Source organism: Sorangium sp. So ce836, from assembly GCF_028553905.1.
Lineage (GTDB): Bacteria > Myxococcota_A > Polyangia > Polyangiales > Polyangiaceae > Sorangium > Sorangium cellulosum_D.
Map to the genome: position 1 here is coordinate 2,854,237 of NZ_CP102233.1, position 12,977 is coordinate 2,867,213.

A 12,977-nucleotide genomic window follows, 5' to 3' on the forward strand; every position below is an offset into this window, starting at 1 on the left:
GCGCCGCTCAGCGCAGGGCCTGAGATGCGCTGGGCGCGGTGAGCGCCTGCGCGTGCCACCGCTCCAGCGTCGCCAGGTCGGCGCAGGCTTCGATGCGCGCCGCATCCTCCGGGGTGAGCTCGAGCTGCCGGTGTGCGAGCACCCGGCGCAGGGCCGCGCGCGCCTCGTCGAGGCGGCCCTCGAGCCGACCCTCGTCGACCAGACGCTGCTTCATCCTGGGATTGGCCGAGAGCAGGACTTCCAGGATGCGGTCCTGGCGCGCGTCGATCTCAGGGTCGCCGGTCCTGGCGAACCGCCACAGGAGCTCCTCACGGGCCGTCGTCGACATGGGCAGGTACTGTAGCATGGACAGCACCCATTCAAGCGGCCGGCGCGGCGCCACCCAGCGGGCAAACTGGTCGAGCGGCGGCCCAGAGCGGGCGACCAGGAACGGCACCAGCTCGTCGCACAGCGGCAGCTCGTTCGCCGCCACCCACACGAAGCAGCGCCCCAGCGGCTCCACGAAGTAGCAGCCAGGAGCAAAGCGCACCGGGTGGCGCGCCTGCCTCAGCCACTCCGGAACGTGCGGCGCCGCCAGCCAGAGCGGCGTTTCGCCCGGCCAGGACGGAGATCGCTCCTCGACCCGCTGCACCTGCCTGGCCTGCCGGCGAAGCAGGGCCCGCTCCACCGCGCTCATGTCCAGGTGGTCCCCCGCGAGCTTCAGCTCCACCACGATTTCCTCGTACGTTTGCGCCGCCGGCCAGGGGGCCGGCAGGTGCGCGAGGAGGCCCGGGCGGCGAATCGCGAGCAGGCCGTCGGCCTGCACCTTCTCCAGCCTGATCTCGGGCGGGTCTCGCCACATCACCGCTCCCTCCGTGACCCGCTCGGTCTCTTCGGCAAATGTCCGCTTCGCGAACAGGTCCGGCTGACCCATCGTAGGCCGGGCGGTAGCAGACCGTGAGCGCCGCAGCCAGCGTCATTTGCAGAAGGTATTGCCACGGGACAGTGTTTCAGAATGAAGCACAGCGACGGCTGCAATCCTCGAACGAAAACGACGCTGTCCCCGTAAGTCGTCTGGCAGGCACGCCGCCGAGATCGCGCTCGACGCCGGCAGCGCCCTTATCCGCTTCCCGGCGCTGCGCCCGCGACAAAGCTCGCCGCCTTCACGAGATCCGCCTGGAAATGCGACCGCGCCGCCGCGCGCCGCGCGCGGAGCCGCCTCTTCGCTTTGATGACGCATGATGAGCGGTGACGAGCGGATGGGTTTCCTCGTCTGATCTCGCCCGCCTTGCTGAGCCTGTGTTACTCCGGAGGGGTGCGCGCCTCGTTCCCGATCTCGATCACCCTGTCGATCACGTCGGCCGTCGCCGGCCTGAGCAGCGCCAGTTGCGCCGACGATGCCGCTCCCGCGGCGGGCAGCTCGCCGGGCACAGGCAGCATCGGCGGTAGCAGCAGCGTCGGTCCCGGCAGCGGCGGCCTCGGCGGCGGCGGCGCCCCCGGAGCCTCGTCCGGGTCGCTCGACGCCGGGACGTCCAGCTCGGCCGGCGCGGGGGGAGGGGAGGCGGGCCAGCTCGACAGGTTCGGGGTCGCGATGCTGCGGCCCACGCTGCCCTCCGGCAAGGCGTGGTTCTCGACCTGGGACAACGGGGCCGCGCGCACGTTTACAGGGATCGACCCGGCCGACACCTGGTTCGACGCCGACCACGGCGACGCCTCGTATGACACCGACGGCCAGGGCATCCTCAAGATCAGCGGCAGGGTTCCGAGGATGTACGTGCACGACCCCGCCCTCGAAGACCAGTGGCGCGACGTCGAGGTGACGATGTACTTCCTGCGCGCCGACGACGACGGGACGCCTTATGGAGGGCTCGTCGCCATGGCGCGCACCAACCACGGCACGATCGGCGACGAGGATGTCGACAAGTGCGACACGCGCGGGATCGCTGCACGCATGCGCTACGACGGCAAGATCGATTTCGAGAAGGAGACGAACCACCCCGCTTCGACGGCCATCCTCAGCAGGACGTACTGGGAGGGCGGCATGCCGGAGCAGGTCTGGATCGGGTACAAGCAGCTCGTCTATGACCTTCCGAACGGCGATGTGAAGCAGGAGCTCTGGATCGATGAGACCGACGGCGCGAACGGCGGCACCTGGGTGAAGATCCTCGAGCACGTCGACCAGGGGACCGACTTCGGCGCGGGGGGCGAGCCCTGCCAGCAGGGCATCGACGCCGCGATGAGGCTCACCCGGGAGCCGACCCGCCCGGGCTCGGAGACGGGAAAGCCCAACATTACCGTGTATTTCCGGAGCGACGGCGTACTGACCGACGGGCTCCTCTACAAGAAGGGCAGCGTCCGCGAGATCGTGCCCTGAGCTGCGCCCGGTCGCGCGGGCGGCGCTCGCGACGCCGCCCGCCTGAGCATCTGGCCGATGGTTCGGGTAGGCTCGGCGCCCTCGTTCACATGATCCGTTCTCGACTGATGATCCTCGCCGCCGCGGTCCTCTGGTCCACCGGAGGAGCTGCCATCAAGCTGATCTCCCTCGACGGGTGGCAGATCATCTCGGGCCGCGCGCTCATCGCGGCGCTGACCTTGAGCCTGGTCATGCCGGGGGCGCGCCGCTGGCCGTCGCGGCACGCGCTCGGCGCCGCGGCGCTCTACGCCGTCACGATGGTGCTGTTCGTGCTGGCCACCAAGCTGACGACGGCGGCGAACGCGATCTTCCTGCAGTCGACCTCGCCCGTATATGTCCTCCTGCTCAGCCCCCGGCTGCTCGGGGAGCGACCCTCTCGCAACGAGAAGCTCGCCGTCCCCGTGTTCCTCCTGGGCCTCGGGCTCTTCTTCCTGGACCAGCTCTCGGCGGGACAGCTCCTCGGCAACGCCCTGGCGCTCCTCTCCGGGCTCGCGTGCGCGTTGTGCCTCATGAGCTTCCGTGCGTTCCCGGACGACCACGCCGCGGTGCTCGTCTCGGGCAACCTCCTCGCGTGCCTCTGCGCGCTCCCGATGGCGCTGGCCGGCGCCGCCCGCCCGGGGCCGCTCGACCTCGGGCTCCTGACGTTCCTGGGTGCGGTCCAGATCGGCCTGTCGTACGCCCTGTTCTCCCGCGGCGTGCGTCACACGCCGGCCGTCGAGGCCTCGCTGCTGGCGCTCGTGGAGCCGGTGCTCAACCCCATCTGGGCGCTCCTCTTCGTCGGGGAGCGCCCCGGGCTCTGGTCGACCGCGGGCGGCGCCATCATCCTCGGCGCCACCGTGTGGCGGACCCTGCAGGTGGCCCGCGCCGCGCCCCCGAGGGCGCCGCTGCCGAGCTCACCGGCGTGATCCCCGGCCGGAGGGCGAGGATTTCGATGAAATGAGGTTGGCCGGACGGCGCAGGCGCGTCTCGAGCGCGAGGTGACGATGGTTCTCCTGCGCGCCGACGACGACAGGGCGGCGCCAGAATCCTGCGTGACGCCGGGATGGCGCAAAATGGTAATCCGACGAGCCTTCACGCAGGGCGCGGCTTCGCCGATCTTGATGCGATGAACCTACGTCTTCTTTCAGCTTTGACGCTCGCGATCGCGCTTCCTGCATCCGGGTGCTCGGACGCCGGCTCCGATCCTGGCGACTCCGGCGCCGGCGCCGGCTCCGGCTCCGGGGGCGCCGGCGGCGACGACGAGGGCGGTCCCGGGGAGATCGCCGGCGGCGGCGGGGGGAACGGGCTCTCGAGCGCGGTGAGCGTGATCATCACGGCCGACAACGCGTATGGCTTCGGCTACGGGACCGGCGACGAGCTCCTGAGCTACTTCGGAGGCATCGAGAACAACCTCGCCGGGGAGATCTTCTCCTGTCCCATCGGCAACGGGCCCGAGTCGTACACCGTGCCGGCGGAGTCCGCGAACGCCGGGCACTACCTCTACATCATCACGTACGCCGACAAGCTCACGACCCAGGGCGTGATCGGCCAGTTCTTCCGCGAGGGGGCCGAGCCCGTCTTCACCGGCAACGGCGGGTGGGAGGTCTGCGCGACGGGCGAGGACTACGACCTCGGCTCGCACGGGCCGACGCTGGAGACCATCAACCAGCAACTCGCGCGCTGCAACCGCGGTGACCTCGACCCGCAGACGAGCAGCGCCGGCTGGGTGACGACCGAGGCGTCCGCGCACGGCCACGTCGTGTTCGGCGAGGCGAACGACACCCCTCGCACGGACCCGGAGCCCGGCAACGAGTTTCCCATCGTCTGCGGCATCGACGAGGAGGCCCGGTGGATGTGGTACGAGTGGGAACCGGACCGCAGCACCGGCAGCCCGTTCCTGTGGCCCAGCGGCAGCGCGGGCAACGTCACCAAGGATTTCCTGATCTTCCGCCTCGGCGCCGAGCTCATCCCCGAGGTGCCGCGCTAGCGACGCTCGGCGAGTTCATCGTGCTGGCGCCCGTCTTCCGGGGTCGCGCTCGCGCTGTGCGTGAGGGGGCTCCGCGCGACCTCGCGCCGGGGCAGGGGGCGCGCGGCGGAGAGGGGGAGGGGGCCTCGCTGGGGAGGATCAGGCCTGCCGGACGGCGCAGGCCGCCGCAGGCGCCGCGTCGCGGCCGCCGTCGAGGGCGGCCGCGATCGCCGTCACTTCGCTTCGACCTTCACGTTGGCGTTCGCCTTGAAGCTCGCCTTCGCGCCCGCGCCCCCGTTTCCATCGTCCACGGGCGTGGTCGCCTTCAGATCGAACGACGGCGGCGTGTTGGGGTCGCACTCCGGCGGCGGGCCGAAGCCGTCGGCGTTGAACTTCCACGCGACCGACCCCGAGGCCGACGGATCCTTCCGGATCGCCTTGATCTCCACCTCGTGCTCCCCAGCGCGCGCCGGCGTGCAGTACGAGAGCAGGTAGAAGCGCTTCATGTGCGCCTCGATCTTCGCCGCGATCTTGTCGAACGACTCCTTGACCTTGGCCTGGTCCGCCGCGAGCTCGGTCCCGTCGCGCCCGATCTCGTCGAGCCGCGCCTTCTCGATCTCGGCGCCGACGCCGACGACGAAGATCTGGTAGTTCGCGTAGTCTTCCTTGTCGAGCTCCTTGAGCATGTCCTGACGGCTCACGCGGTTCGCGCGATCCGTGCCGTCCGAGAAGACGACGAGCGTGCCGAACTTGAGCGGCCGCCGGTCCCGGTCGAGCTGCTTCTTGAGCTCCCGGATGCCCTCGACCACGCCGCCGTGGAGGTTCGTCGACGTGTCCTTGGGCTTGTAGCTCCGGAGCCCCTCGAGCCCGCCCTGGACCGAGCCCTGCGCCTCGGTGAACGGGACGACGGAGTGGATTTTTGCCTCGCCGTCGAACGCGTAGACGCCGACCTTCTGGCTCTTGCCGACCCGATCGCTGAACGACTGCGCGGCGTCGACGAGGGCGTCGGCCTGGCCGGACTCGGTGATGCTGCCGCTCATGTCGACGAGCAGCATCGTGTACATGACGGCCGCGACCTCGGGGTTCTGGATGGTCTGCTTGCTCTCGAACGTCGAGACGAGGTCGCCGTCCTCGTAGATCTCGAAGTCCTCGGCCGTGAGGCCGCCCACCGGGTCGTCCTCGCCGGCGTCGACGCTGAAGAACACCCAGACGTTGTTCGGCTTCTTCTGGGCGGAGTTGATCCGGGTGACCCGCAGCCCGCCGCCGCAGGCCACGCTCGACAGGGCGAACAGGGCGGCGAGCAGGATCCGGAACGCTGGAGAACAAAGGAGGATTTTCACGCGCGCGATTAGCGCGCATCGGACGCCGCGCTGTCAATTCGCTGCCGCAGCCGGGCGGCCGGCGCGACGGCCGGGCGCGGCCGCGGCGCGGGCAGGGCGGCGCTTTCCCTCTCCGGAGGCTCCCCGGAGACCCGGCCCCGCGCGGCCGCCCCGCCGATCCGCGCCGGGAGGCGCTCGCGCCGGTTTACACCGGGAAGGAGTCCGCCGTACATAGGCCGGCGCGCCTCCGAGGAGCGCGTGCGCCGCCGCCGGACCGTCAGCGAGTTGCTCCTCCCCGGCGGATTTCCGTTACCCTGTCGCCGACATGGCACGCATCCTGATCGTCGAGGACTCGCCGGCAATGCGAGCGTACGTACGCTCGACGCTCGAGGACTGCGTGCTGGGGCTCGCGGGCGACGTCGATATCGTCGAGGCGATGAACGGCTTCGACGCGCTCCGGCTCCTGCCGCGCGGCGCGTTCGACCTCGTCATCACCGACATCAACATGCCCGACATCAACGGGCTCGAGCTCATCCGCTTCGTCCGGCAGAGCGACCGCTACCGCCGCGTCGGCATCCTCATCATCTCGACGCAGGCGGCCGAGCGCGACATCCAGCGCGGGCTCCGCCTCGGCGCCGATCGCTTCCTCGCGAAGCCGTTCACGCCCGAGGCCCTGCGCGACGCGGTGGTCGCCTGCCTCGACGGGCGCGCCCAGCTCGCCGAGCCCGACGCCTCGCCGCCGGCCGATCGCGAGGACGGCGGAGCCCCGCCGCCCGCCGGCGCCCCGGAGCCGGTGACCCGCACGAAGCAGCCCGGCTCCGGCGAGGAAGGCGGCGGCTGATGGTCGACAGCGGCGATCGAGCGCGAGAAGAGTTCTTCTCCGAAGCGCAGGAGATCGTCGAGGGGCTCGGGCGCGACCTCCTCGCGCTCGACGAGGCGGTGCGGACCAACAAGGTCGACCCCGACGTCATCAACGACGTCTTCCGCGCCGTGCACACCCTGAAGGGGCTCGCCGGGCTCTTCGGCGCGACCCGGATGGCCACGCTGTCGCACGAGCTCGAGGAGCTGCTCGACAACCTGCGCCTCGGCCGCATCGAGATCAGCGCGTCGGTCCTCGATCTCCTCTTCCGCAGCGTCGAGCTCTACGGGCGCATCCTCCAGAACGAGAAGGACGGGCGCGACGCGCCCATGCCCGAGGTCGACGACCTCCTGCGCCAGCTCCACCAGGACGCCGGCCCGAGCGCCGCCGGCCTCCCGGACGACAACTACGACCTCGATCCGGGGCTGCTCTCCGTGCTCACCGAGTACGAGGAGCACCGGCTGCGCACGAACATCGCGAGCGGGATGACCCTGTTCCGGCTCCGCGTTCAGTTCCACCTCGCCACGATCGACCAGGCCCTCGACGACCTGAAGATCACCGCGAAGCCGTACGGCGAGATCATCACCTACCTGCCGACCGGCGCGGGCGCGGACCAGGACTCGATAGAGCTCGACATCCTGATGGCGTCGCGCGCGCCGCTCGAGGAGCTCCAGCGCGCCCTGCACCAGGCCGGCGCCGTGGTCGAGGAGATCCCGCGGCGCAACAACAACGGGCACGGCCGCGTCGCCCCGCCGGGCATGCCGTCGATGTCCGCGGCGCTGCGCGGCGGCGCGCCGACGGGCGTGTCGCGGGCCGTCGACCTGACCGGCTCGATGCAGGCGAGCCCGCCGTCGAGCGCGCGCGGCGGCCGCAAGGGGGAGCTCAGCTCCATCCGCTCGGTCGCCCAGACGGTGCGGGTCGACATCCACAAGCTCGACCGGCTGATGAACATCGTCGGCGAGCTCGCCCTCGTCCGATCGGCGCTCGGCCGCCTCGTCGAGCGGCTCCGCGCGGCGCCGACCGAGCGCGAGCTCTCCCTCGATCTCCACCGGCTCCAGCGCACGTTCGACCGGCACCTCGCCGCCATGCAGGCGGGCATCCTCGAGGTCCGGATGGTCCCGCTCGGGCAGGTCTTCGACAAGCTCGCCCGCGTCGTGCGCCAGATCAGCCGCGACGCCGACAAGCTCGTGAACCTCGTCATCACGGGCGCCGAGACCGAGGTCGACAAGCTCATCGTCGAGGAGCTCAGCGACCCGCTCATGCACATGATGCGCAACGCCATCGACCACGGCATCGAGTCGAAGAGCATGCGCGAGGCGGTGGGCAAGCCGGCGGTCGGCACGATCGCGCTGAACGCCTTCCAGAAGGGCAACCACGTCGTCATCGAGATCGAGGACGACGGCAAGGGCATCGACGTCGACAAGCTGCTCGACGCCGCCCTGCGCCGCGGGGTGATGACCCCGGAGGACGCGCGCACCACGAGCTACCGCGAGGTCCTGAACCTCATCTTCCAGCCGGGCATCTCGACCAAGACCGACGTGAGCGAGATCTCGGGGCGCGGCGTCGGGATGGACGTCGTGAAGACGAACATCAGCAAGCTCGGCGGCGTCATCGACGTGCACAGCGAGCCCGGCATCGGCACCAAGATGACGGTGACGCTGCCGATCACGCTGGCGATCATCAGCGCGCTCATCGTCCGGGTCGCCGACCGGCTCTTCGCGATCCCGCTGACGAACGTGCAGGAGGCGGTCGCGCTCGACGAGAGCACGGTGCGCCAGATCGACGGCCGCGAGATGATCACGCTGCGCAACAGCACGCTCCAGCTCTGCTACCTCGCGCGGCTCTTCGGCCTGAACGAGGAGGAGGAGCTCAGCGCGCGCATCGCCGGCCTGCTCGGCGGGGCGCGCGGCGGCTCGGCGGCGCGGGCCGCCGTGTCCGGCGGGCGCCGCGGCGAAGGACGCGCGACGCTCGGGCTGCAGGGGGGGAGCAAGCGCAAGTACATCGTGGTCGCGTCGGTCGGCGCGCGCCGGCTCGGGCTCGTCGTGAGCACGCTCATCGGCCAGCAGGACGTCGTCATCAAGGCGCTCGGCCCGTCGCTCTCGTCGGTGCGCGGCTTCTCCGGCGCCACGGAGCTCGGCGACCAGCGCATCGCGCTCGTCCTCGACGCCCCGGCGCTCATCGAGGAGATCCTCCACGGCGGCGACAGGCAGCGCAACGACCCGCGGAGCACCCATGGCTAACCTCTCCCGAAGGCCCGCCCGGATCCCCGTCTCGAAGAGGAACCCGCGCGCGCAGGCGAGCGGCCCGCGGACCGAGTACCTCGCGTTCACGCTCGCGGGCGACACCTACGCCGCGCCCGTCTCGCTCGTGCGCGAGATCCTGAAGCCGCCCCCGCTCACGCCGGTGCCGCGCGCGCCGGACTCGACGATGGGCATCGTCAGCGTGCGCGGGCAGCTCGTGACCGTCATCGATCTGCGGCGGCGGATGCGGCTGCACGAGGGCGCGCCGCAGCGGCGGGCGCGCATCCTGCTCGTCGACGCGGCGAATGGCGAGACGCTCGGCCTCTTCGTCGACGAGGTCCAGCAGGTCTACCGGCTCGCCGACGCCGAGATCGAGCACGCCGCGACGGCGCTCGGGGGCGACGTCGCGGGCCACATCGCCGGCATCGCCCGGCCCATGCACGGGGCGAGCGCGTCGGACGGCACCCAGGGCGAGGCGCAGCCGCGCGTCATCATCCTGCTCGACCTGCAGGCCATACTCGCGTCCTAACGGACAATCGTCCGCGCCCGGGCGGCTCGTAGAGCCCGGGCGCCCGGAGGCTCAGATGCCGTTGACTGGAGAGCGCAGCCGTCCCGACCCGCACAAGAGCCTCGTCGGCTTTGTGGTCGGCGACGTGCAGTACGCGATCGACATCACGCGGGTGCGCGAGATCGTGAATCCGCTCGAGGTGACCACGCTGCCGCACACGCCCCAGGAGGTCGCCGGCGTCGCGAACCACCGCGGCGAGGTGGTGCCGGTGATCGAGCTCCGCGTGCGCTTCGGGCTGCCTCCGGTCGAGCCGAGCCGCAGCACCAAGTGGATCCTGGTCGACGTGGGGACGCACACGGTGGGGCTCGTCGTCGACGCCGTGACCGAGGTCTTCGGGACGAGCGGCGACTACCGGCCGACGCCGCCGGTGGGCGGCAGCAGCGATCTGCGCGGCATCGTCGGGGTGACGACCCACGACGAGCGGATGATCTTCGTGCTCGACGTCGGGCGCTTCATCGAGCTCGCGCTCGCGCTCGCCGCGTCGGGCGCCCTCCTGGAGGCGCCGTGAGCCGCGCGTTCGACGATCTCGGCCCGTACGGGGGCCCGCGCGTGAGCGACGCGGGCCCCTGGCCGACCGAGCCCGAGTCCATCTCGCCCAGCGTGCGCAGCACGCCGATGCCGATCGCGGCGCTCGCCACGGCGCTCGCCGCGGACGACGCCGAGGAGCGCCGCCAGGCCGCCGCGCGGCTCGGCCGGGCCGACGTCGCGGAGGCGCTGCCGCTCCTCCTGCGCGCGCTCGGGGATCCCGACTGGCGCGTCCGCAAGGAGGCGACCTACGCCTGCCACCGGCTGATCCAGGCCTCGTCGCCGCCGGCCGCCGAGGGCGAGCGGCCCGCTGCCCCGCCGGGCGGCGCCGAGGGCGAGCGGCCGTCCGCGGCGCGGGTCCTCGTCGGCGCGCTCCTCGACGCGCTGCGGACCAGCGACGACGTGGGCCTCAGGAACGCGGCCATCGAGGTGCTCGGCTACTGCGGCCGCGACGCCACGCCGGCGCTCGTCGGCGCGCTCGCCGAGCTCAAGGGCGACGAGCGCAAGCTCGTGGTCGACGCGCTCGGCCGCACGCGCGACCCGGCGGCGCTCGACGCGCTCTACGCGGCGCTCGCCGAGAAGGACGACAACCTGCGCCAGAGCGCGATCGAGGCGATCGCCGGGATGGGGCTCATCGCGCGCGAGCGGGTGACGGACATCCTGTACGAGCGGCTCGGCGATCGGGATCGCTTCGTGCGGCTGACCGCGCTGAACGGGCTGAACGGCCTCGAGGCGCCGGTGCCGTGGCGGGTGCTGTCGCAGCTCATCGACGACCCGATCCTCCGCTCGGCGGCGCTGGTCGCCGCGGCGCTCGCGGAGAGCCCGGAGGCGCCGCGGGCGCTCGTCACGGCGCTCGCGACGGCGCGCGGCGGCGCGTTCGCGCAGCTCCTCCGGGCGCTCGCGCGGCTCGTCGAGGGGCCGCTCGCGTCGCACGTGGTCGACGCGGTGCGGGCCGCCCCGCAGGAGGTGGGCGCCCGCCTCGTGCAGGCCGCCGCCGCCTCGCCGGGCGCGGGCGCCGCGGAGCCCCCGTCGTGGCGCGGCCTCGGCGCGGATCCGGTGAGCGGGCGCGCGCAGGCGCTCGTGCTCGCGGCGATGGCGCGCGCGCCGGGCGCGGCCGACGCCGCGGTGCAGGCGATGATCGAGCCGGCGCTCGTCGAGACGGCGCAGCGCGCGCTCGGGCTGCTCGGCGGGGAGGCGCTGCCCGCGGTGCTCGCCTACCTCGAGCGGCACATCGATCCCGATCCGGATCTCTGGGAGGGCCTCGACGACGCGACGGCCGCGCTCATCGACGGCGCCGTGGCGATCGCGGAGCAGCGCGGGCGCGAGGGCGCGCCCCCGCCGCAGCCCGCGGCCGACCCGACGCTCGACGAGCTGCTCGGCGCGGTGCGGAGGTCGGTCAAGAGCCCGTCGACGCTCGTGGCGACCAGCGCGCTCTACGGCCTCGCGAAGATCGGGACCGCGGACGATTTCCCGCTCGTCGTCTCGCAGACGCGCGCGATCTCGCTGCCGGTCGCGCGCGCGGCGGAGAGCGCGCTCGCGGGCCTCTCGGAGCGGTACCCCGAGTCGGCGCGCGCGCTCGCGCGCCAGCTGATGCAGGCGGGGGAGACCCACCTCGCGGCGGCGATCGTGATCGAGGCGCTCGGCACGGCGGATCAGGAGGAGATCGCGTTCCTCACGAGCGTCGCGTCGGTCGGGGACGTGCGCGCGCGGCGCGCGGCCGTGACCGCGGTCGCGGCGGCGGCGGGCGTCTCGGCGCTCGAGGTGCTGAGCCTCTCGCTGGCGGACGAGGAGCGCGAGGTCCGGCTCGCGGCGGCGCGCGCGCTCGGCCGGCTGTACGCGTCGCTGTCGGATCGCGCGGGCGACGAGCGGACGCGCGCCCGCGAGCTGCTCTCGCTGGTGCGCGCGTCGGGGGAGCCGGAGCTCGTCGCGGCGGCGGCGCAGGGCGGCGCGCCGTTCCGCTCGGATCCCCCGTGGAGCGAGGCCGGCGACCGGCTGAGCGCGCCCGCCTCGATCGATGGCGGCGAGGGCCCGATGTCCACCTCGGGGATGTCCGGCGGGCCGCCGTCGGGGAAGGTGCTGTGAACCGGCGGCGGGACGACGAGATCCGCCTCTTGCCTGACGAGTTCCAGAGGCTGCGGGACCTGTTCAACAAGCACTGCGGGCTCCAGTTCGGGCCCGAGGCGCGCACGTCGATGGAGCGGCGGCTCCGCGAGCGGGTCGTGGTGCTCGGGCTCTCGTCGTTCGCGCAGTACCACGAGTACCTGCGCTCCCACAGCCGCGGGCGCGCCGAGCTCGACGAGGCGCTGGAGCTCATCACGGTCAACGAGACGTATTTCTTCCGCGAGGACTACCAGCTGCGCGCGCTCATGACCGAGATCGTGCCGATGATCGTCAAGGCGGGGGGCGCCAAGGGCCGGCTGTCCATCTGGAGCGCGGGCTGTTCGACGGGCGAGGAGGTCTACTCGATCGCGATCGCGGCGCGGGAGTCGGGCGCCGCGGATCGCCGCGAGGTGCGCGTCTTCGGCAGCGACATCTCGCGCCGGTGCGTGGTCGCCGCGCGCAAGGGGGTCTACGGCGCCTCGTCGTTCCGCGTGACGCCGCCCGAGCTGAAGCGGCGCTACTTCACGGAGCGGCCGGACGGATTCCACGTGGTGGACGAGCTGCGCGCGCTCTGCCAGTTCGGCCACCTCAACCTGCTCGACTCGTCGCGCGCGGCGGTGGTCGGGCGGGTGGATGTCATCTTCTGCCGCAACGTGCTCATCTACCTGGACGAGGAGTCGCGGCGCCGGGTGATCGACATCTTTTACGAGCGCCTCTCGCCCGGCGGGTTCCTCCTGCTGGGCCACTCCGAGTCGCTCCTGAACGTCACGACCGCCTTCGAGATCGTGCACCTGCGGGAGGATCTCGTGTACCGCAAGCCGGCGGCGACGATGCGCCTCGGGCTCGCGGAGCTCTTCCCGGAGCGCGGGGGCGGCGAGCGCGGGGGCGGCGAGTGGGGGGGCGGTGAGCGCGGGGGCGGCGAGTGGGGGGGCGGTGAGCCGGGGGGGCGGTGAGTGGGAGAACGGTGAGCGTGGCGGATGAGGCGCCGACGAAGTCGAGGCTGCACGGGCGACGGGTGGTCCCATGGCG

General features: G+C 72.3%; 11 protein-coding genes. 9 read left to right on the forward strand and 2 right to left on the reverse strand.

Annotated features, from left to right (window positions below; all coding sequences use genetic code 11):
• Nucleotides 1-7 precede the first annotated feature (7 nt).
• Nucleotides 8-913 carry a hypothetical protein gene (locus tag NQZ70_RS10290; RefSeq protein WP_129574062.1) on the reverse strand — a complete coding sequence of 302 codons (906 nt, stop codon included), beginning with the start codon at nucleotides 911-913 and terminating at the stop codon, nucleotides 8-10.
• A gap of 354 nt (nucleotides 914-1,267) precedes the next feature.
• Here NQZ70_RS10290 and NQZ70_RS10295 point away from each other — a divergent pair, with 354 nt between their 5' ends.
• From NQZ70_RS10295 to NQZ70_RS10305, 3 genes are all read left to right on the forward strand, one after another.
• Nucleotides 1,268-2,353, forward strand: coding sequence for a hypothetical protein (locus NQZ70_RS10295; protein ID WP_237245202.1), 1,086 nt, complete (start codon nucleotides 1,268-1,270; stop codon nucleotides 2,351-2,353).
• 89 nt (nucleotides 2,354-2,442) lie between these two features.
• Nucleotides 2,443-3,297, forward strand: a complete 855-nt coding sequence (locus NQZ70_RS10300) for a DMT family transporter (RefSeq protein ID WP_129574063.1) — start codon at nucleotides 2,443-2,445, stop codon at nucleotides 3,295-3,297.
• Nucleotides 3,298-3,497: 200 nt separating this feature from the next.
• Nucleotides 3,498-4,358 carry a hypothetical protein gene (locus NQZ70_RS10305; protein ID WP_207217794.1) on the forward strand — a complete coding sequence of 287 codons (861 nt, stop codon included), beginning with the start codon at nucleotides 3,498-3,500 and terminating at the stop codon, nucleotides 4,356-4,358.
• 212 nt (nucleotides 4,359-4,570) lie between these two features.
• Here NQZ70_RS10305 and NQZ70_RS10310 read toward each other — a convergent pair whose 3' ends face one another.
• Complete coding sequence (locus NQZ70_RS10310) at nucleotides 4,571-5,677, reverse strand: VWA domain-containing protein (RefSeq protein ID WP_129574065.1); 1,107 nt, start codon at nucleotides 5,675-5,677, stop codon at nucleotides 4,571-4,573.
• A 304-nt stretch (nucleotides 5,678-5,981) separates the two neighbouring features.
• Between NQZ70_RS10310 and NQZ70_RS10315 the strand changes: the two genes are divergently transcribed.
• From NQZ70_RS10315 to NQZ70_RS10340, 6 genes are read left to right on the forward strand one after another with little or no spacing between them, the layout of a single operon-like run.
• Nucleotides 5,982-6,497, forward strand: coding sequence for a response regulator (locus NQZ70_RS10315; RefSeq protein WP_129574066.1), 516 nt, complete (start codon nucleotides 5,982-5,984; stop codon nucleotides 6,495-6,497).
• The gene (locus NQZ70_RS10320; protein WP_129574067.1) at nucleotides 6,497-8,755 is read left to right on the forward strand and encodes a chemotaxis protein CheA; all 2,259 of its coding nucleotides are present in this window, start codon (nucleotides 6,497-6,499) and stop codon (nucleotides 8,753-8,755) included. The genes NQZ70_RS10315 and NQZ70_RS10320 overlap by 1 nt, the downstream gene beginning before the upstream one ends.
• Complete coding sequence (locus NQZ70_RS10325) at nucleotides 8,748-9,284, forward strand: chemotaxis protein CheW (RefSeq protein ID WP_129574068.1); 537 nt, start codon at nucleotides 8,748-8,750, stop codon at nucleotides 9,282-9,284. Before NQZ70_RS10320 ends, NQZ70_RS10325 begins: the two co-directional genes overlap by 8 nt.
• 55 nt (nucleotides 9,285-9,339) lie before the next feature.
• A complete protein-coding gene (locus tag NQZ70_RS10330) occupies nucleotides 9,340-9,831 on the forward strand; it encodes a chemotaxis protein CheW (RefSeq protein WP_129574069.1) in 492 nt (163 codons plus the stop codon).
• Nucleotides 9,828-11,930 (forward strand): HEAT repeat domain-containing protein, encoded by a 2,103-nt coding sequence (locus NQZ70_RS10335; protein WP_129574070.1) that lies wholly within the window; start codon nucleotides 9,828-9,830, stop codon nucleotides 11,928-11,930. The genes NQZ70_RS10330 and NQZ70_RS10335 overlap by 4 nt, the downstream gene beginning before the upstream one ends.
• Nucleotides 11,927-12,901, forward strand: a complete 975-nt coding sequence (locus tag NQZ70_RS10340; RefSeq protein WP_272828168.1) for a protein-glutamate O-methyltransferase CheR — start codon at nucleotides 11,927-11,929, stop codon at nucleotides 12,899-12,901. The genes NQZ70_RS10335 and NQZ70_RS10340 overlap by 4 nt, the downstream gene beginning before the upstream one ends.
• Nucleotides 12,902-12,977: the final 76 nt, after the last annotated feature.